Below are 19,293 nucleotides of genomic sequence, written 5' to 3' on the forward strand. Positions count from 1 at the left end.
GCGCCTCCGATGGCGGGTAACGGACCCGCCGTCCGGGGGAAGTTGCGTCCAAGGGTTCCCCTGCCGGTACTACGACCGGCGTGTGCTGGACGAGCACTTTAAGGGGCGAAGGCGGCGATGGTTACCCGCAAGGGATGACCGAACCTGCCGAGCCCCCCAGGCGGAACGGACGCGATCAAAAGTCGCCGGACGGGCGGTCTTCGGATCGCATTATACTTCTACAAAGACGCGCGTCGACGATCGCCCTTTCCCACCATTCAATGGCCAGACGTAAAAAGCGGGCGTGGCAAGGGCAAGCCACACCCTGTTCTTTGATAATCAGAACGGCATTTCCACCCTTGGCCAGATTTCGCGCGACAGTTTGCGATAGTCGGTCCTCTTCGGGTTGGATGGATAGGGCGCACCGGCGTCGATATAGATGATCTCGGCTGCGACCGGCTCGAAACCCGCGTGGAAATGGTTCGTTGACTTGACCAACAGGATATCCTTCGACCGGGGATCGATGCCTAAATTGGAGAAGATATCCGGTTCGAAAGTCTGCGTCCTGTTGGTGTTGAGGATCACCTCGATATCAGTTCCTTCCAGGCGAACGACCGCCGCGGGTCCGAGTGTGACTCGGCTCTTGCCAAAGCTCTGCCAGCCTTCTTCCACGGCCCTAACTACCTCGACACGAGCATCAATGGGTGCGCCGCCATCGGGCCCTGCTTTGCCACCAAAACGCAGCTGGATAAATGCACCCTCCCCTGCAGCCAGGCAGAACGTTACCGCAATCGGGTCCCAGATCGTCGCCACGGCAACGTTGCCGATACCCCGCTCGATGATCCGCCGCAGGATGAGCGTACCGTCGCCGGCGACGCCGCCACCAGGATTGTCCCAGACATCTGCAACCACGACGGGCTTGCCCGGCTTGGTCGCAGCAAGAGCAACCGTCGCGTCAAGCCCGGCTTCGGTGTCGAGCATCGGCATTGCCGTCGTCCCGCGCATCGCAAACAGCTCCATACCGAGTTTCTCAGCCAGTTTGGCGCCCTTCTCCGCGTCATTGTCGGTAACGACCATGAGCTGCGTGCCGAGTTCCGGCACATCTCCCGCCATGAAGCCATGGATGAGCGAGACAGAGAGGATCCCATCCTGGCCTTGCAGCGTTTTCAGGCGATCCACATAGGAGCGCATCGGCTCGCGGCTCGTCGGATAGACCCCGATCATGCGGCAATCGAAGGTAGAAATCACCGGTTTGATTTCACCTCGGAGAGCCCGCAAGGCGAGGTCGACCACATGCTCGCCGCGCTCATAGAAATCCGTATGTGGAAATTCGAGAAAGGCGGCAAGAATGTTGGAGTTCTCCACCCGTTTGAGGGTGAGATGACTGTGCGGATCCAGTTCCGAGGCAATGAGAATTTCGGGACCGACAATGCCGCGTGCCCGCTCAAGCAAATCACCCTCGCAATCGTCGTAACCCTGCGCCACCATGGCGCCATGCAGGCCGAGGATAACGCCATCGACCGGCATTGCCGCCTGCAGCTGACCGAGAATCTCGTCACGCAAACCTTCATAGGCCTGCCGTTGCAAAAGTCCGCCCGGCTCCGCCCAGGTTGCCGTCCCCTCGACCAGTTCGAAGCCTTCCGCTTTTGCCCGGCGCCGCAGCACCACCATTGGCGCCGAGCACAGTGTCGGCGTTTCCGGATGGTCACCAGGTCCGGCGTAGAAGGCCATCTCAAAACTGGCGCGGTCCGTTGGCACCGGGGAGAATGTATTGGTTTCGGTCGCGAGGGAGGCGGTAAAAATGCGCATAATATGCTTTCAGACTGTGTATCAGAGGGGCTTGTAGGCGATGGCTTCGATCTCGATCTTGATGTCAATCATCAGCCGGGATTCGATGGTGGTACGAGCTGGCGGATTTTCCGGGAAATAGGTGGCATAGGTCTTGTTGAAGGCGGCAAACTCACGCGCGTCCTCAAGAATGACGAAGGTCTTCACCACATCGGAGAGCTCGGCACCCGCCAATGCCAGCGCGGACTTTATGTTCTCCATCACCTGCTTCGTCTGGGCTTCAATCCCCCCGATGATCACCGTTCCGTCGCCGCCAACCGGAACCTGACCGGAGATGTAGATGAAATCCCCGGCCCGCACCGCCGGCGACAACGGCACATGCGACAATCCGAAATGTTGTTTGGTCATGATAAGAGTCCCTGTTTCCGATTACTTGACGGCATCAATCATACCGCCCTGATACCATCCCCGCGTGAACAGATTGTAGGGCTTGGCTCTAGGCAGTTTGCCGGGTTCCAGAACAACAAGCTGGTTCGGGTCCGGTTCCGACGTCTTGACCGTGCCGGAAAAACCTTGATCGTTCTCAGCAACCTTAAAAATACTGAAGACATGCCCGCTCCTCCCACCAAAACGAATGTAGAAAATCTGTGAGGGAACAGCGCCGGGATTCGCGCGCTGCATCTGGATTATGGCGAATATGCAATCTGCTGTCTTGCATTCAGCCCGCTTAATCGTCGCTGCCAGGTTATCAACATATTGCGCCGCAGGTGTCAGCAGCTTTCCCAACTGATTGGCAAGATCGCGGGCGAGGAATTCGGCCGTGCGTTCGGAATAGGTCCTGGTCAAATCTGTCCGCTGGCTCTGAAGAACAAGTCCGAATCCAAGAAACAACGCGACAAACAGAGCCAAAAGCGGCAGCCCGACAATCGCGATCACCGGAATACCGAAATTATTCCGAAGTAAATTGTCAGGACGTTGTTTTGCGTTTCTGTCCACAATATTCATGGAACTCGTTCCTAAAAACGCATGAAAAATCGATAAAGTATACTTTTGAGCGAACATCCGGTGAATGGAACCCAAAGCTGGAATGTGCTCATGACGAGCCCGGCAATGATCACTCAATTCACTTATTAAGTATCAATCAACGCGCTCTGCTTGTTATCGAAATGCCACGCAACGTTATAATCAATTTCAAAATTCCCATTCCCGCGCGGTCGTAATGCATCGAAAGCTGATGCGAGTCGCTGCAAGTACAGGTGCCGGTCCGTTCATGCGTATTCCCTGCAACGCATAATTGCAAGGTTCAATCTCTTCCGTTTCTACCGTGCCCAGGGCAATGGGTGACAGCAAACGAAACGGGTCGACAAGTAAACTTGCAGGAACTGTTCCGTTTGAGCCAACGCCGTCTGGCACGGCCGTCAGGGAGGGCATCAACGTGAACGCGATCACGCAGGTGCCCGCTTGGCTGCCGCAATAGGAGCTGCCGTTACGTACGGCTTTCTCCTCTAAGTGCCTTGATCACTGGAAGCACCGAATACTGGCCAATCTCGGCCCTATCTGTCAGTGCCCGTAGATAACCGCCGGGCGAACGGATTTCACCGACACGTTCAAGAATAGCGGCAATCGTGATCGCTGCATTGATCTCGCCCATAGCTTCGCGCGCTCTTTCCCACGCATCGGGTGAAACGCCCAGCATTGACCGGACAAGTCCAGCCGTCTGCATCAGGTCACGCCAATCCCCGATGCCATCGCGGGCATAATCCCTGATTTGCGGACAGGCGCTCAACACCGCCTCCAACGGCATCGGAACGGATTTCGTTTCAAGGTTCAGCCGGTCAGCGTCGCTACCAGTGTGGCCCAGGCTTTGGGTTCGCCGCGCCGCTTCCAGACGTTTGCGCATTTTGGTCAATGCGATTATTCGGCCGGGCTCTGTATCTTCACGTTGTTGCCCAGCCATTTGCTTCTGGCCTTTTTCTTGAGCCCTTTCAAATTGGTGATCTAAATTTGAATTCTGAATATGGTGCTCAAAAGAAGAGTCACTGGCGCTCATTTCTTTATCTGACAAGGATTCCAAATAGGCTTTCTCTACCTCGATCCTCAAGCTTGTGAGCGCGCTACAGCGGGCCTGAAGCGCTTCCAATGGCAGATGGCGGCTCACACGCCCCGAAAGGGAGGCTAATTCATCCGCATAGTTCTCCCAGTCGCCAGGACGCTCTTCGCTTAAACCAGCATCAATGGTCTTGGAGATATCGCGCAGATGAATAGTGATCTCGCTGCGGACTCTATGAATGGCTCGTGCCAGATCTCGTGCCTCTACGGCATGGCCTTCGATTTCATCTGCCCTCAGCGCCAGCGGCGACAAGTCAAAACCAAAGGCATTCTCAATTTCACCAGTCTCCCCTCGCCGTGCATAGCGTTTGCCGTTGGGACTGTCGCGGCGAATGATCAGGCCTGTCTCAACAAGCGTTGCCAAGTGCCTGCGGATCGTCGCGGAAGACATGCCCCGGGTACGCATGGAGAGCTCCGCATTGGACGGAAAGACGATCAGCGGCGTGCTGCCGTCGAGCAATGTGTCCGGATAAAAGCTCAACAGCGCTTCCAGAACGGCAATGGTCCGGTCAGAAAGAAAGAACGCAGCGCGGGCTTCCGTCAAGGATCGCAAAAGCGTCCATTTTTCGGGATGATTTCTATCGGCCCCCGCCAGTTTCTCGCGAGCCCGGGCCGTCTTTTCCTGCACCGCAAACATGGCGTGCGATAGCGATCGCCTGCCAAATGGCGTCGTTGCAAAACGATCAGTCATGTTTCTCTACCTCAAATTGAGGCAAGCAAAAGCTGTTGCCGGAACGCGTCCGACTCTTGACAAGTCTGCGTGGAAGTGATTCTCTCGAATTGCTACATTGAAGAGGGCTTCCGGGGCGGTAACGTTCTGGGGGCCTTTTTTCTTGCCGTTATTCCTTTTCTCTTCTCGCTTGATTCAACGCTTACACAAAACTCAACGATGTCGGGCCTCAGCCCTGGTTCTCGAAGCGGCTTAAAAGCTTATCGAGTTCCGATGCGACAAATTCCGCAAACCCGTTCGGCGCATGCTCGGTAAAGGTGAGGACGTGTAGTCCCCTGTCCGAACGCAATTGCGCGATAGAACTGATTTCGACGTCTCTGATTTTAGCACTCGGCACTTCTCGCGCCGGCATTGCGACAGGTTCCACCTGTCTCAACAGTCGCTCGAAAATCCGGTTAAAACGCGAATTACTGTCCGCCGCCTTGAACGCATCAAGGGCAATCTCGTTCAGCGCTGCCTGGCGCGCGCTCTCCGATTTGAGCAATTCCGCAAGCCTGATCCAGCGTGGACGGCCTATTTTCGGCGCCGGGCCGATGGCCCTTACGATCGGGGCCGGAACAGCTGCTGCCACCTGCAGGAACCGCGTCATCTCCGCCTTGTCGAGCGACAGCGCATCCTGCACCAATCCGCGCTCGAAGCCGCGTTCTATAAGGTTGCGGGCAAAGAAGGCACGTTCGATGAACGAGAGATCGCGCCGCTCGGTGTTTTCCTTGCCTTGCGCCAGAACCAATTGTACGTCGCTCAGGTCGCGGACAATGGCCTGTACAGGTTTGCCCACGCGGGCCGCCGCACGCAGACGGCGGTGACCGTAAGCAGTCTGATAATACCCTTGCTTTTCCGGATGCGGCCGAACCAGGATTGGCACCTGTTGGCCGTTCACCCTGATGCTTTCGACCAGTTCTTCGAAACTTTCATCAAGTCCGGCCGCGTGACTGAGCCGATCTTCGATGAAGGAACTTTCAATCAGCGCTGGCTCGATATCGACGACACGTTCAGTGCCTTCGAAACTTTCCTTCAACCGTCGGGCGTCCTCGATTTCCCGCGAGATACCACCCAGGGAAAGGCCCATGGCTTTGACAGCGCCAGAAGCGGCTCGCGGCTTTAGCGGTTCAACGGACGTGTTGTGTTGCGTTGGAGGAGTCTCGGCTGGCGTTTGCTCGGGTGCCGGGATTGCCTCCACAGTTCCGAACAATGCCCTCAGTTGATCCCGGCGGTTCTTGTCTGCCATCATCACGCCCTCACCCCCGGCCTATTCCAGGCTTTGAAAATCAGGCTCTCGATTTCAGAGTTGACGGAAGTCAGCGATTCAATCGCGCGGTCGTAAGTGGCCCGAGTGAAACTGTCGCGGGAGACTTCATAAAGTGTCTGCTTGGTCAGACCGGCGTCCGAGAAAGCCGTCGACTTCACCACCGAGGAGGTCAGAACGCGGTCACCGAACAATGAGCGCAGGAATCCGGCAATCTGCTGCTGAGGAGCATCGTTGGGCTCGAAGCGAGTAATCAGGTAGCGCATGAAATCGAAATTGAGTTCGCCGCCGGCTTCGCGCACTACAGCAAGCAAATCCGCTGTCATGAACAGAAACTGGCTCATCGACGCAACGTCAAGCATTTGCGGATGTACGGTAACCAGCACTGATGTCGCTGCACAAAGCGCTGAAAGCGTCAGGAAACCGAGTTGTGGCGGACAGTCGATGACGACGACATCATAGTCGTCTGCCACCGTGTCCAGCGCGGCCTGAACGCGCGCGAAGAATAATTGCTGCTCGACGCTCTGCTGCGCACCATGCTGCCGGTCGGCCAGCATCTGCGGTGTCGTATGTTCGAATTCCTGCAATTCGAGATTGCCGGGAATAAGATCGAGCCCATCGAAATAGGTCTTGCAGATGATATCGCGCAAAGGACGACGTTCGCCATCATAGCGGATCGCACCGTAAAGCGTGTCGTTGCCCGTCAGGTCCAGTTCCGGCTGATAGCCGAACAGCGCAGACATCGAAGCCTGCGGATCGAGATCAACCGCAAGGACCCGGAAGCCCGCCATGGCCAGATGCTGCGCCAGATGCGCACTGGTGGTCGTCTTGCCCGAGCCACCCTTGAAATTGGTGACCGCGATGACCTGCATATGTTCGTTGGCGGTGGGATCACGATGCGGCAGATAGGTCTTCGCCTTGGCACCACCGGCTTCCGCCAAATGGCGGCGCAGTGCATTGATCTCAGCCAACGTATAAAGCCGGCGTCCCCCGCTTCCGGTCTCCGGCTGGGGGCCTTCGCCAGCAATCGAAAGCTGACGCAAATAGCCGTCAGAGACGCCGATCAGCTTAGCGGCTTCACCACTGGTGAATTTGCGAAGGGTCTTTTGTGCCGTGGGCGGAAACAAGCGGCTGCGCATCGCCTGCAATTGCGCCGACAGCATCTCCGCATCCGCCGCTATGGCGCGGTCGGCCGACAGGGGAACAGACAGCGATGGCGCGGCCGGCAATTGCACGCCATCCGGTTGATTTGTCTGTACCGCATTCATCATGGTCACGTGTTGATCCTGTGCGCCTGTTAAATCAAATCGTATCGACGCAAGGAAAGGATGCGCCGATTCGATAGAAAAACCAAAGGGGTAACGCTGGACAACAATTTAACGCTGCTTTGCGGCACTAACACCGCAAAATATCTGTAACGCTTATTTCACCCAATACCCCTCAAAACCGTAACCAAACTGAGGAAAGAACCGAGTCGCGTCAAGAACTTTATAGTTAACGCAAATTAACCATTTTGGCAGGAATTTCAGCGAAGCGCATACCAAGTCCTTCGATGACTTGAGGTATAAGCAGACTTCACACATGAAATTTTAGCCGCGGCCCTGGGGGCGATAAATGCACGCGTAGACGGATGTGTTGATAGCATCAACACCATCGCGGATGGCCATTCGGTAAATAGTGTCGGGTTGCAGCCCCTCGTTTCTCGTATCCGGCAGAAGGCTCCATCATCCAGCTAGCCTACTTTTTCAAGTGACGGATCTGCTCTGACAGCACCCAAGATCGTGGTCAGATCCACGGCACGTGAGTTTGCCCAACGAATAAGACTTGGAGGTCGGTAGTTTGGGTCGGCGCGCCAACGGTCAAAAACAGATCCGTCGATCGTTTCGTTGATATTACTTTCTGTAAAATCATCGCCCTTTACAGGTTCTCCGCCTATCACACGGTCAAACGGCTTCTTTATACGCGAATAATTGCCGGCCATGAACATTTTATAGGAATCGGCGATCGGCGCTTGATAGGAATTTGTATCGAGGTCAACCCGATCCCGGAAGCCTAGTCCAAGATTACGTGCTTTTTCCATCATCCAGTTTAACGGGGTTTGCGCCAGCAGATCGCTGTGATAGCCGCCCCCCGACATTGGCATGAGCGCCTACAAACCATCGTTGCTCAACATTGGAAAGAAGCCTTGGGGCAGCTTGAGTAGTGCTCTTTACTGACCAGAGTGTGGGCGAGAAGGATGCGCGGTGCTCGTCTATCGCCAAGGCGTGATAGCCGTTTTCAATAGGAACGCGCAAACCGGTATGGAGGAATTGAAATGTGGATCGACTTAGTCCCTGAATGCTCCAGAAGGGGATGCCAAGAGCGCCAACTGTATCCCATACGCCCACCATCTTTATGGGTGCGGCAATGGAGTATTTCAGCATCCACTTCTCTTCGAGAGTAGCACTTTGGAGCTGTGCTTCTTGAGCCAGTTGGATCAGTTGTCGTATCGTCTTGTCGTTCGCGCGCTTGTAGCGGTCATACATTTGCCGACGCCTAAAGGCGCACCGGGTTTCAGAATCCCATATTTTGCTATGAACCCGGCAAGACTTCGGGCCGTATAAGCACCACGGCTGAACCCGAATATATATATCTCATCGTCGTTCTCGTAATTATCGACAAGCCACTCGTAAGCTTCCACGACATTGTCCGCCAGGCCCTTCCCAAACACGCCTCCCCAGAATCCGTTGACACCTTTATCGTAGTAAAAGACCTGTGCTTTTCCGTCGGCTGACTGCTTTGCGCATAGCGACTTGAGCCGCCAGACGTTGGTGTTGTCGCCAGTTACATTCCAAGTGCCATCAAGGAAAATGGCAATTCGTTTAGTGCGGTTTGTCTGCATGCCATTTCCCCAGAATCAGCGCGATCCAGACCGGTCAGTGCCCGCAATAAAGGTGTCCAACCAGGTCGGAGGCACTCAGGACGATCGAATCACCAAACTTTTGCATGTGTCATTCTAACAGATGGCACCAAAATGTTCAGAAAGTCGCCGGAACGAGTACTGCGTGGCTTGCCGCGAGCGTTTTGCTATTCCTGATTGTGACGCAACGAGTTGTACGTCCGAAATCTGTTCAGATCGCAGGGTCCGTACCCGCTAAACGGTGGGAAACGATTCTGGCCAGCAGCTCAACGAACTTTCCATTTTCTTGAGCGCATTTCCACATGTTCACGAGGCGGCAGACAAGTTGAACATTGCCGATCTGATAATGCCCGTTGCTGTCGATACGGTCGGCGGATGCCAACATATCCGGTTCCATGTTTTCCTGACCATCCAGATGCATCGGCAGTCAGCGCACAGCCCATTCTGATCGCGCATCAGTGCTTCGAGATGTGCCTTCATCTCTGCTTCAGAACACAGGAGTTTCTTATCCCTCAGTGTTGTGAAAACCTGCTGGCCATTAGAATTTCGCACCGTATCTCTGATCGGGATCATCATCCGCGCTATCGCAAATTCGGTCTGCCCGAGATTTCTTCCGAGCGGCTTGCCATCGCCAAGCTTTTCTTTCCAGTCCTTACGGTCATGCCAGTGTGACAGGCTCTCTCCTCCGACCAGCGCGAGGAGGTACGTTTTCATGTCTTCCGTCGCGACACGAAACATTGCCTGCTGGGTGACGAGCTGTTCTTTTGCTCTCGGGTGAATGGAATTCCAGGTTAGCGCGATCCCGCCCCTATTACGCCGCGACCATCCCGTAACGGGCTTTGCGATCATCACTTTGTCACCGTACTCATGGAATACGGGTGGCGCTGATGTGCTCTCCGCCCAGTAAAGGTCGTTGCCTTGGCGGTGGAACCAGATATCCCCAGCGCTTTCTGACAGCCGGGTGGCGCGATTGAACCACAACGTGGCACCGGCTTTGATTTCGCTCTCGGGGGTACCGCGGGGCGCGGCCATGTCCAGCGCCAGAAACGCGTCATAGTCTCCGCTCTTCCAGGCGTCGTAATAGGCCCGGTCGTATCCGAGAGCCACGAGGCTTTCGCCGAGACATCTGTCCCATAGTTCATTACCGTCGCCGGTTAGGATGATATATGCTTGTCCGGTCACCACGGCCTCCCGGCGGCTTCATTTACATTGATGGCAAGTTCGAAGGCCGCCGCTGTCATTGAGGCAGCAGATGCGGATAGTGAAAAGCCATCCATGCCAAGAGGTTTTCGTACCTTTCTTCGTCAGCAATTTCGCGATGCCCGCCGCCGGGCCGCAGGCCGGGGACATAGGCGGACGGGCATTCTTCTGCTTCGTCTGATAGAGGTTGAGATTCCGACGATATGCGAGTCTGAGATTCTCAGAATCTCATTGTCTGATAGTTTGAGAATCTGAGAATTACGGCAGCAAAACCATCCTCGCATCCCTCCTGAAAGAGCTCAGTACTTTTATCGCCCCGCGGGCGAAACGCACTTCTGGCACCAGAAGTCCTATCCTGCCATTTAGAAGCCTATAGCAGCGAACTCTATCCCAAGCGATCAGACCAAGGCAAATACCAACCTCGTTGGTCGAGCCGAAGGTCAGCTTGGAATCAGATAGAAGGCGCGACGGAGATAGGCTTATAGATCAGAAGTGAGCCGTTGTCCCGAGCGTCCTGGCGAAAACCAGACACCAGAATGGGTTTCGTTTGAGATGGTGCGACGGGATGAAACGGCAAACGCAACACATATAATCAAGCCAAATGAAGCGAGCCGGAAGCATGACGGGCGAGGCGAAATGACAGGCTTGATCGTCGTCCTGAGTTTGAAAATCGCGGCAGCGTCCACCCAAGGCGGGCCCGAAAGGACGCTCGGCAGAGCCTGAAGAGGGAGAGAGGTGTTTGAGCTTGCGAGGATCGTCTGGGCAAATTCGTCACTCCCCGATGTTCATTCGGAAGATGTTGTGGCCGGAGTTCGGCGTCTTGGAATGCATGCGCGCGATTGCTGTTTGCTCAATCGCCATCAGTATTGCCGCCACGAGAACCGTTGGGCTCATCGATCTGCAAATGGCTGCCAGGCGGTTCGGGCAATGGGATTGCCTTGCCAGCGGCCAAAGTCGGCGCCCCCGAGCCTAAACTGCATTCGCTCTGGCCGACACGCGCTCGATATGGCAGTACCCTGCTCTTCTTGCGATATATTGGAAGCGGATGCTACAGAGGATTTGGCTATGTATCCGGTTTGCCCAGTAGGAAGGCGATACCTCCGGATGACTGAAAGCTGATAACGAAAGCGCTCCGCTCTATGATGAAATCCAGCCTCGATCATCTGCCCGAACGCAAGCAGCGCGAGCTTGCCCGTATTGTCGAGATCCTGCTTGAGGAACTTCAAGACGCGTTGAAGGACGGGACAGCCGAATTCAAGAAGAAAGGCCGCATCCTCAAGATCATCCTGTTCGGATCCTATGCCCGCGGTGACTGGGTGGATGAGCCGCACACCATGAAAGGCTATCGTTCGGACTATGACCTGCTGATCATCGTCAACAACAGGAAGCTGACCGACTTTGCCAGCTATTGGTACAAGGCAGCCGACCGGCTATTACACGATCGCGGCGTCACCACGCAGATCGGCTTCATCGTTCATTCGAGGCGTGAAGTGAACACGGCGCTCAAGGAAGGCCAGTACTTTTTCTCAGATATTCGCCGCGAAGGCATAGTCCTTTACGAGCTTGATGACGAACCCTTGGCGGAGCCGAGGCCGTTATCTCCAATCGATGAGTTTCAGATAGCACAACGACATTTCCAAAACAGATATGCTGCCTCAATCGGGTTCTTGGATGCTTCTAGCTACGTGCTGAGTAGAGGGCGTCCCAAACACGCAGCTTTTGAATTGCATCAAGCCATTGAGAACGCCTATTCGGCCCTGCTGCTGACCCTGACCAATTACGGCCCCGCATCACATAATCTGAATTTCCTCCGCACTTTGGCAGAGGGGCGAGACAGACGTCTCGCGGAGGCTTGGCCACGCGACCAGCAAAGGTACCGCGCATGGTTCAATACGATCAACGAAGCCTACGTCAAAGCACGGTACTCAGAACACTACGAGATCAGCGAGGAAGCGCTTGTCTGGCTCGGAGAACGCACACAAGTTCTACACGAACTCGTCGAGACAATCTGCAAGGAGCATCTCGAGAAGCTGGAGCGCGCAGAGCGCGACGAGACGCCATCTACAGCCAGCAAGCGTGCCGTTTCAGGCGGCTAAAAGTCGTTTGCACCGAGCCGACAGCACCCTCAGGCAAAGGCGTAAGATCCATCTGGCCGTTTTGGAACGCGCCTTTGCCAATGAACGTAGCCTTCTTCAGCCATCGCCTTTTCGTCCATTTCGACACCCCAGCCAGGCCGATCGGGCCTGAGCTCAAGGTAGCCGTCTTTTGGTAGGTAGGGATCGACGACGTAACGTGTCTCATCCTGCCGCTTCTCTATATCGTTGCCGCCGTAGACATAGGCTTGGCCCTTCGGGAGCCGGTATTCGAGTATGCGGAAGTTCTGAGCGGCTGCCGAGAAGTGAACGTTGACCGCAGTCGCCAACGGGCCCATGGGATTATGGGGCGCGATACCCACGAAGTAAGCTTCGGCGAGCGTCCACGATGCGTCGCATTTCACTGATGCCGCCAACGACGCAGATGTCAGGCTGTATCAGGTCAGCGGTGTTGCAAGCGGATGAACGGAAGGCAAGGTGTCATAAGAAAGGCACTCAGCTGTGCCAATTGCGCGGCGAAATCCTGTTTCTCCTGCCGGGGAAGCAGCCCTTGCAGAGCGCGTGTCGGGAAGGGCAGACCGCCGGGCGCCTTGCCGACACCGAGATCGACACGGTCGGGCGCGAGTGCCGCCAGAACATTGAAATTCTCCGCCACCTTGTAGGGGCTGTAATGCTGCTGCATCACACCGCCGGAGCCGATACGGATCCGCGATGCATTGGCCAGCAGGAAGGCGATCAGCACCTCGGGCGAGGAACTTGCGAGGCCTGGCGTGTCGTGATGTTCGGCCACCCAGAAGCGATGAAACCCCCACTGTTCCGCCTGGCGCGCCAGAGTCACAGTGCGTTTCAGCGCTGCGTTTGCGGTCTCGTTTTCGAAAATTGGGCTCTTGTCGAGCAGACTCAGTTCATAGCCCATTTTGGGGTATGGCCTCCATACGATTGAAGCGAACATCCACTATCGGATGAGACTTCGTTTCAGAGGCGACCAGATTTTATCCAATCGGGCGTTTGGTCAAAGAACGTGTTGCTAAAATTCCGGGGAACAAAAGAAATAAATAGTGCCCGATTTCGAGCGGATCAGAGCGGGCCGTCCAGTTCATTGCGCCTGATCAGTTCCTCGCGGATCAGCTTCTTGGCAATCTTGCCATAGGCTGATTTCGGCATGTCTGGCCAGAAGACAAGACGCTTCGGCAATTTGTAGCGTGCCATCTTGCCGCTGAGCCAGGCGATGATGTCGTCCGCATCCGGTGCGCTGCCCGGACGGGGTACACAGACCGCAAGCCCCACCTCACCCCAGACCGGATCCGGAATGCCGATCACCGCTGCTTCACGGATATCCGGGTGCGTCAGTATCTTCTCTTCGATTTCCAGCGGATAGACATTCGAGCCCCCGGAAATATACATGTCCGACGCCCGCCCCGTGATGAAGAGAAACCCTGCCGCGTCCATGTGACCGAGATCACCGGTGCGGAACCAGCCATTCCGGAAGGCTTTGGCATTGGCCTCGGGATTGTTGTAGTAGCCAGCAAAAACCGCCGGACCGATGACGCAAATCTCGCCGGTTATACCGGACGGCACTTCATTGCCGGCGTCATCCTGGATCGATATCTGCATGCCGGTGCGCGTGTAACCACAGGTGCCCGGACGTGCATCAGCGTCGTCCTCCACGTGATGTTCAGCCGGCGGCAGCACGGTGATATTGCCGGTTACCTCGCCCAGCCCGAAATATTGGACAATGACCGATCCCAGCGTTTTCAATGCGTGGATCTGATCGGTCCGGTACATAGGCGCACCGGCATAGATTACATAACGCAGCGACGAGTGATCCCGCGCATGAACAGCAGGATGTTCCGTCAGCATCTTGAGGATCGTCGGCACCGTGAACATGTTGCTCACCCGCCATTTTTCGATGAGACGCCAAGCCTCTGCGGCATCGAACTTTTCCGTTGGCAGCAGGATGGTCTTCGCTCCCCGCGCCACTTGCGTCAGTTGGTGAATACCCGCGCCATGCGACAACGGCGCGACCACAAGCGAGGCATCCCGATGTGTCGTCCCGGGCATCAGATCGCACAGATGGTTGGTGACCACGAATCCCATCTGGCCATGAGTCAGTACCGCAGCCTTGGGCCGGCCGGTCGTTCCGGAGGTGAAAAAGAACCAGCACGGATCATCGTGCTCAACAGCGGCGAGAGGCACTGTTTCGCCATCGAAACGATCGATGATGGCGTCGTAGTCTTCACCAAATTCCGCTTTGCCGGTAGCAATAACGAATTTCAGTTCCGGACTTGCCTCTCGGCTGGCGGCCACATGATCCGGGAACAAATGGCCGCAGATCATGCCTTTCGCACCACTCGCTTGGGCAAGATACGCAACTTCGTCGGGAGTCTGGCGAAAATTCGTTGGGACCCAGACAGCACCCAGCCTGAAGCAGACGAACATCGATTCGAGCATCTGGTTGCAATTTTGCGACTGGACGAGAATCCGGTCACCCATGACAACACCGAATTCCCTTTGCAAAGCGGCAGCCATGGCGCTGACCCTGCGTTGCATCTGCGACCAGGTCCATGAGTTCTCGCCCCAGACCAAGGCGATTTCGTCAGGAAAGCGCCGCGCCGATTGCACGAGAAAACCGGAAAGATTCATGACCCGCTTCGACATGGGCTCTATGACCAGTCGGTTCTTGTGCGTCATGGCTTCACCTCTTGGCTATGGGAGCGACAGGACGTGCTGGCCGGTCATGCAGCGGCTGGAGATGCGCCAGCCGCGCCTCGATCTTCTTTGCCTCTGCTCGCATCAGAGACGCCAGTTCCACCTGCCGTACCGGCTGCATGCGGCTATCGATAGCCGCAATGCTGAGTGCGCCTGCTGGCCGTCCGTCTGGATAACGGATGGCAAGGCCAATACCCCAGGAATTGGCGAGAATACGCCCCGGATTGAGAGAAAAGCCGTTTTCCCGCGCCGCCGCGATATCGGCGCGGATCTGCGGCGGAGCAAGGTCCGGGAATTCGGCCAGGAGTTCCGTCTCATTGGCCGCAAGAATGGTTTCAATATCGTCATCAGGCATTGCGGCAAGAATGGCGAGAGATCCGGCTCCGACACCCAGAGGGTGACGATAGCCTGCCTGCAAGGCATGCGTGCGAATAGGATAAGTGCCCTCTTCCCGGTGAAGGCAAACCGCATGATTATCGCGTTGAATTGACAGAAAGCTGGTGTCCTGCGTCTTCGCGGACAGGAAATTGAGACTGTCGCGCGATATCTGCAAAAGGCCGTAACGCCGTGTGGCAAGCGTGCCGAGCACATAGGCTTCCTGACCGAGATAATAGCGCCGGGTCAGGGGATCCTGTTCCAGCAAACCGGAACGAATGAGGGCAAGCAGCAGACGTCGCGCGGTTGGCTTGTTGAGGCCGCTTTGCTCGACGATGTCACTCAGTGCACCGCCCACGTCCCCGAAATAGCTGACGAGGCTCAAGAGACCGAGCGCCCTGTCGACGCTCTGGGATCCGCTGAGACCTTTCGTTGAAACTTTTTGCTCCATATCCGCGCTCTTTATCGATCCACATTATGGATCACTCTATCACGTTATAAAACTATGCAGCAAAATCGATTGCAAGCATGCTGCGTTCGATTAAGATTTTTTGATTGGAGCGAAGGAGAACGTATTCGAAATATGGATGACCTGATGGACGCCGTTACGTTTCCGATCCGAAACGAACGCATTTTTCCGGCGATTGCCTGTGCCTGAGCCCCGTTTGCAGCAGCCCGGCCACGCGGCTGCTGAGCGCTTCGAAAGCTTCGAGGGCGTTGGACGAAAGTTTGACTTCATCCTGGAGCCTGGCCTCAGCCTCAACGCGGCCATTGCCCGTCAGCTCAGCGGTAGCAAGATCGGGGCAGCTGCCCTTGTCCTCGAAGGTGGCGCGTTCGCCCCGTTCCATTACCTGATGCCTGCGCTCTCGACCGACGGCTATCATGCTGCCTGGTACAGCGAGACTTTTTCGCCAGCTGGCGAAACGCGGCTCGTGAATGGCAATGCTACTTTTGGCGAGCGTGACGGCGCCCCCTTCATCCATTGCCATGCGATATGGATCGAACATGACGGCAAACATTGCGCCGGGCATATCCTTCCACACGAAACACTCGTCAGCCGGCCGATCCACGTAACCGCCTGGGGCGTCGAGGAAGTGCGGATGGTGTCGGAGCCAGACGAGGAAACGGCCTTTACCCTGTTTCATCCTGTGCCGGCGGAGCCTCTTGCCGGGAGCAAGGGGGCGCGCACGGTGATTACCCGGGTCGGTCCGAATGAGGACATCACCGAGGCCCTTGAAGCGATCTGCCGCAAGCATGGAATTGCCAAGGCGTTTCTGCGCGGCGGCATCGGCAGTCTCATTGGCGCCCGCTATATGGATGGTTCAAGGGTTGAGGATATCGCAACTGAAGTCTTCGTAACCGATGGCTTCGTCTCTGCTCAATCGCCCGGGACATTTCTGGAAATTGCCATGGTCGATACCAAGGGCAACATCACGCACGGCTCCCTCCTGCGCGGAGAAAATCCCGTCTGCATCACATTCGAGCTCTGCCTGGAAGAAGCCTGACCCTTCGTCAGCGAAGCTCGTGTTCGTCGGGATAGCTCAGACTTTGCAATTCCCGCGCATCGACACCGGCAATACGCCGCAGCACGGCTCTCGCGAGCTCGCGCCCGGCATGGCGGACATCTTCATTGAACACGATGATCTGCGGGCGGAACCACTGCAGCACGTCCGTCGATTGCTTCGAGACAAGATCGACATCCTCGCCAATCTTCAACCCTGCCGCTTCGATACCGGCAACGAGAGCGATGGACGCGCCGCCGCTGCAACAGACGATACCATCCGGACGGTTCGATCCCGACATGATCTCCTCCATCCGATCGCGGATGCGGCCAAGCGAGGTATCAACATCGATGCCGGAAAAGGCAACCCCCGCAGCGCCACCTTCCTCAATGGCACGCGAAAAACCGCGATCAAGGTGGCGGTAGTAGGTAACCGCAGGCGAAGGCCCGGCAAGCATGGCAATCTTGCGCCGTCCCTTCGCCAGCAAGCTCTTCACGGAGAGATAGGCAAAGGCCTCGTTATCGAAGTCATGGAACGGGTGCTCGATGCCCATTTCGGTGCGGCCGTGCGTTGCAAAGGGAATGCCATGCTCGGTGAGATAGCGAACGCGTGCATCATCGGGTTCGGTACGCGACATGATGATTCCGTCTGCCGAGCCGGTTTCGACGATGTAGCGGATCGGCTGCATCGGATCGTTCTCCAGCGAATAGGGCGTGACCGTCAGATGGTAGGGTGTCTGCGACAGCACTTCGGAAATGCCATAGACCATGTTGGACGTCAGTCCCATGATCGACGACTGCGCGTTGAGGACCAGGCTGATGACATTGGTCTTGCCGGTGCGCAGGCGGACGCCAGCGCGATTGGGCCGGTAGCCGATCTGCTTGGCGATCAGCTGAACCCGATTCTTGGTCGCCTGCCCGATCTCCGGCGCATCTTTGAGCGCACGGGAAACCGTAGTGACGCCAAGACCGGCCATGAAGGCAATCGTCTTCAGGGTCGGCCGCTCGCCTTCCGCGAGTTCGACGGCGTCTCCCGCGGGCTTCTGGTTGCCTTCCTTCGCTTTCATTTCCAATTGGCCGTCAGGCCATCCTTCATAATGCTGCCAATCTGTATCGTTTCAATATTTTCGAAGAAATACAAATTTCTCGGCCGTGAGTTCGATGCAATTATCGCCTTCGATCAAAATGACCCTAACCGAAATCACGGCCAGTTATCAATAAAATACTTATTAACGTGTGATTATTTCCCTGAATTTCCTGTCATTTTTTGCAGCGTCGGTAGGTTCACCGAACGCTAGGAGCAAAAAAGTCCCATATGGCAATTGCATAGAGGGGAACTTTGCACTAGCGTACCTGTAACGTTTCAGATTTGGGAGGATGCGATGCGTTACCGTTCAATTCTTACTGCTTTGGCCACCTCAACATTGCTCTTTACCGCCGGCCATGCCGGCGCGACTGACCTTGAAGTTACCCACTGGTGGACCTCGGGCGGTGAAGCGGCCGCAGCTAAGGTTCTGGCCGAATCCTACGACAAGCTCGGCGGCGACAAATGGGTCGACGGCGCCATCGCCGGCAGCGGCACCACTGCCCGCCCGATAATTGTCAGTCGTATTCTCGGCGGCAATCCCATGGGAGCCACCCAGCTCAACACCGGCCGCGATGCCGAAGACCTCGTCAAAGCCGGGCTGATGACCGACCTGACCGAACTTGCAACCAAGGAAGGCTGGGCCGATTTCATCCGTCCGTCAAAGCTGCTCGACGCCTGCAAATTTGAAGGCAAGATCTATTGCGTTCCGGTCAACATCCATTCGTGGCAATGGATGTGGATCAACCCCAATGCCTTCAAGGAAGCGGGCGCCGCGGTTCCGGCCAACTGGAATGAGTTTGTCGCCGATGCGCCAAAGCTGAAGGAAAAAGGCATTATTCCGCTGGCCACAGGCGACGCATGGCAGGTCGACGGCATCTTCCGCGTCATGCTGGCAACGCTAGGCGGCAAAGACCTCTACATGAAAATCATGGTGGACAAGGACAAGGATGCCGCTGCCGGGCCGGAAATGAAAGCAGTCTGGGAGGCATTTGCCGCGGCACGTGGCCTTGCCGATCCGGGCTATGTCGGGCGGCAATGGAACGAGGCCACCTCACTGGTGCTGACCGGCAAGGCTGGCGGCCAGATCATGGGCGACTGGGCACAGGGCGAATTCGGCGTTGCCGGGAAAGTTGCAGGTACCGACTATGATTGCTTGCCGGGTCTCGGTGTTCATCCCGTTCTCGATACCGGCGGCGATGCCTTCTATTTCCCCAAAAACAAGGATCCTGACGTGGCCAAGGCCCAATTGAAACTCGCCAGCATGCTTGTTTCCAAAGAAACCCAGGTGGCCTTCAATCTCGCCAAGGGCTCGCTGCCAATCCGCGGCGATATCGACATGGAGGCGGCCAATGCCTGCATGCAGAAGGGTATCAAGATCCTTGCCGACGGCAACAATGTGCTGCCTTCGGTCGAACAGGCCTTCTCGTCCGACGCACAAGGCCAGCTCGAGGATCTGAACACCGAGTTCTTCGCCAACAAGGACATGACGGTCGAGGATGCGCAAGCGCGCTTCGTCGAGATTATCAGCGAAGCAAAATAGACCTTGAACCTATCGCACTGAGATATGCCGGCCAGTT

At 56.2% G+C, this 19,293-nt stretch carries 14 protein-coding genes and 3 pseudogenes; 3 read left to right on the forward strand and 14 right to left on the reverse strand.

Annotation, left to right across the window (positions count from 1 at the left end):
* Nucleotides 1–318 precede the first annotated feature (318 nt).
* The 9 genes and pseudogenes from BLM14_RS28745 to BLM14_RS28790 form a co-directional block, all read right to left on the reverse strand.
* Nucleotides 319–1,788, reverse strand: a complete 1,470-nt coding sequence (locus tag BLM14_RS28745) for a M81 family metallopeptidase (RefSeq protein WP_100003474.1) — start codon at nucleotides 1,786–1,788, stop codon at nucleotides 319–321.
* A 21-nt stretch (nucleotides 1,789–1,809) separates the two neighbouring features.
* Complete coding sequence (locus BLM14_RS28750; RefSeq protein WP_204252064.1) at nucleotides 1,810–2,178, reverse strand: RidA family protein; 369 nt, start codon at nucleotides 2,176–2,178, stop codon at nucleotides 1,810–1,812.
* Between the two features lie 18 nt (nucleotides 2,179–2,196).
* Nucleotides 2,197–2,772: a hypothetical protein gene (locus tag BLM14_RS28755; protein ID WP_100003476.1), complete on the reverse strand. Its 576-nt coding sequence runs from the start codon at nucleotides 2,770–2,772 to the stop codon at nucleotides 2,197–2,199.
* A gap of 481 nt (nucleotides 2,773–3,253) precedes the next feature.
* Nucleotides 3,254–4,567: a plasmid replication protein RepC gene (repC, locus tag BLM14_RS28760; protein ID WP_100003477.1), complete on the reverse strand. Its 1,314-nt coding sequence runs from the start codon at nucleotides 4,565–4,567 to the stop codon at nucleotides 3,254–3,256.
* A gap of 208 nt (nucleotides 4,568–4,775) precedes the next feature.
* Nucleotides 4,776–5,837, reverse strand: a complete 1,062-nt coding sequence (gene repB / locus BLM14_RS28765; protein ID WP_100003478.1) for a plasmid partitioning protein RepB — start codon at nucleotides 5,835–5,837, stop codon at nucleotides 4,776–4,778.
* A complete protein-coding gene (gene repA, locus BLM14_RS28770) occupies nucleotides 5,837–7,123 on the reverse strand; it encodes a plasmid partitioning protein RepA (protein WP_162293274.1) in 1,287 nt (428 codons plus the stop codon). Before repA ends, repB begins: the two co-directional genes overlap by 1 nt.
* Before the next feature lie 461 nt (nucleotides 7,124–7,584).
* Nucleotides 7,585–7,935 (reverse strand): hypothetical protein, encoded by a 351-nt coding sequence (locus tag BLM14_RS28775; protein WP_133123927.1) that lies wholly within the window; start codon nucleotides 7,933–7,935, stop codon nucleotides 7,585–7,587.
* A pseudogene (locus BLM14_RS32885) lies at nucleotides 7,916–8,733 on the reverse strand (T6SS phospholipase effector Tle1-like catalytic domain-containing protein). Before BLM14_RS32885 ends, BLM14_RS28775 begins: the two are co-directional and overlap by 20 nt.
* A 324-nt stretch (nucleotides 8,734–9,057) precedes the next feature.
* A complete protein-coding gene (locus tag BLM14_RS28790) occupies nucleotides 9,058–9,933 on the reverse strand; it encodes a hypothetical protein (RefSeq protein WP_100003482.1) in 876 nt (291 codons plus the stop codon).
* A 1,160-nt stretch (nucleotides 9,934–11,093) separates the two neighbouring features.
* Here BLM14_RS28790 and BLM14_RS28800 point away from each other — a divergent pair.
* Entirely contained in the window at nucleotides 11,094–12,047 is a 954-nt protein-coding gene (locus tag BLM14_RS28800) for a nucleotidyltransferase and HEPN domain-containing protein (RefSeq protein WP_100003655.1), read from the forward strand.
* Nucleotides 12,048–12,076: 29 nt separating this feature from the next.
* On the opposite strand, the pseudogene BLM14_RS28805 reads toward BLM14_RS28800, so the two are convergent.
* From BLM14_RS28805 to BLM14_RS28820, 4 genes and pseudogenes are all read right to left on the reverse strand, one after another.
* Nucleotides 12,077–12,491, reverse strand: a pseudogene (locus BLM14_RS28805) (galactarate dehydratase); the annotation flags it as partial.
* A 37-nt stretch (nucleotides 12,492–12,528) separates the two neighbouring features.
* Nucleotides 12,529–12,960 (reverse strand): annotated as a pseudogene (locus tag BLM14_RS28810) (MsnO8 family LLM class oxidoreductase); the annotation flags it as partial.
* 161 nt (nucleotides 12,961–13,121) lie between these two features.
* The gene (locus BLM14_RS28815) at nucleotides 13,122–14,735 is read right to left on the reverse strand and encodes an acyl-CoA synthetase (protein WP_100003484.1); all 1,614 of its coding nucleotides are present in this window, start codon (nucleotides 14,733–14,735) and stop codon (nucleotides 13,122–13,124) included.
* Nucleotides 14,736–14,739: 4 nt separating this feature from the next.
* Nucleotides 14,740–15,579, reverse strand: coding sequence for an IclR family transcriptional regulator (locus BLM14_RS28820; protein WP_100003485.1), 840 nt, complete (start codon nucleotides 15,577–15,579; stop codon nucleotides 14,740–14,742).
* Between the two features lie 199 nt (nucleotides 15,580–15,778).
* On the opposite strand from BLM14_RS28820, the gene BLM14_RS28830 reads away from it, so the two are divergent.
* Nucleotides 15,779–16,633: a PCC domain-containing protein gene (locus BLM14_RS28830; RefSeq protein WP_133123912.1), complete on the forward strand. Its 855-nt coding sequence runs from the start codon at nucleotides 15,779–15,781 to the stop codon at nucleotides 16,631–16,633.
* A gap of 7 nt (nucleotides 16,634–16,640) precedes the next feature.
* On the opposite strand, the gene BLM14_RS28835 is transcribed toward BLM14_RS28830, so the two are convergent.
* On the reverse strand, nucleotides 16,641–17,696 hold the full coding sequence (locus BLM14_RS28835; RefSeq protein ID WP_100003488.1) for a LacI family transcriptional regulator: 1,056 nt from the start codon (nucleotides 17,694–17,696) through the stop codon (nucleotides 16,641–16,643).
* Between the two features lie 315 nt (nucleotides 17,697–18,011).
* Here BLM14_RS28835 and BLM14_RS28840 point away from each other — a divergent pair, with 315 nt between their 5' ends.
* Entirely contained in the window at nucleotides 18,012–19,256 is a 1,245-nt protein-coding gene (locus tag BLM14_RS28840; protein WP_100003489.1) for an ABC transporter substrate-binding protein, read from the forward strand.
* The last annotated feature ends 37 nt before the right edge of the window (nucleotides 19,257–19,293 follow it).

The organism is Phyllobacterium zundukense (assembly GCF_002764115.1).
Lineage (GTDB): Bacteria > Pseudomonadota > Alphaproteobacteria > Rhizobiales > Rhizobiaceae > Phyllobacterium > Phyllobacterium zundukense.

Excerpts from the sequence above, each read along its gene's own strand:
- repA (WP_162293274.1), bottom strand. The coding sequence starts at position 7,123 with ATGATGAATGCGGTACAGACAAATCAACCGGATGGCGTGCAATTGCCG.
- repC (WP_100003477.1), bottom strand. The coding sequence starts at position 4,567 with ATGACTGATCGTTTTGCAACGACGCCATTTGGCAGGCGATCGCTATCG.
- BLM14_RS28835 (WP_100003488.1), bottom strand. The coding sequence starts at position 17,696 with ATGAAAGCGAAGGAAGGCAACCAGAAGCCCGCGGGAGACGCCGTCGAA.
- BLM14_RS28755 (WP_100003476.1), bottom strand. The coding sequence starts at position 2,772 with ATGAATATTGTGGACAGAAACGCAAAACAACGTCCTGACAATTTACTT.
- BLM14_RS28820 (WP_100003485.1), bottom strand. The coding sequence starts at position 15,579 with ATGGAGCAAAAAGTTTCAACGAAAGGTCTCAGCGGATCCCAGAGCGTC.
- BLM14_RS28775 (WP_133123927.1), bottom strand. The coding sequence starts at position 7,935 with ATGATGGAAAAAGCACGTAATCTTGGACTAGGCTTCCGGGATCGGGTT.
- BLM14_RS28815 (WP_100003484.1), bottom strand. The coding sequence starts at position 14,735 with ATGACGCACAAGAACCGACTGGTCATAGAGCCCATGTCGAAGCGGGTC.
- BLM14_RS28800 (WP_100003655.1), top strand. The coding sequence starts at position 11,094 with ATGAAATCCAGCCTCGATCATCTGCCCGAACGCAAGCAGCGCGAGCTT.
- BLM14_RS28840 (WP_100003489.1), top strand. The coding sequence starts at position 18,012 with ATGCGTTACCGTTCAATTCTTACTGCTTTGGCCACCTCAACATTGCTC.
- repB (WP_100003478.1), bottom strand. The coding sequence starts at position 5,837 with ATGATGGCAGACAAGAACCGCCGGGATCAACTGAGGGCATTGTTCGGA.
- BLM14_RS28745 (WP_100003474.1), bottom strand. The coding sequence starts at position 1,788 with ATGCGCATTTTTACCGCCTCCCTCGCGACCGAAACCAATACATTCTCC.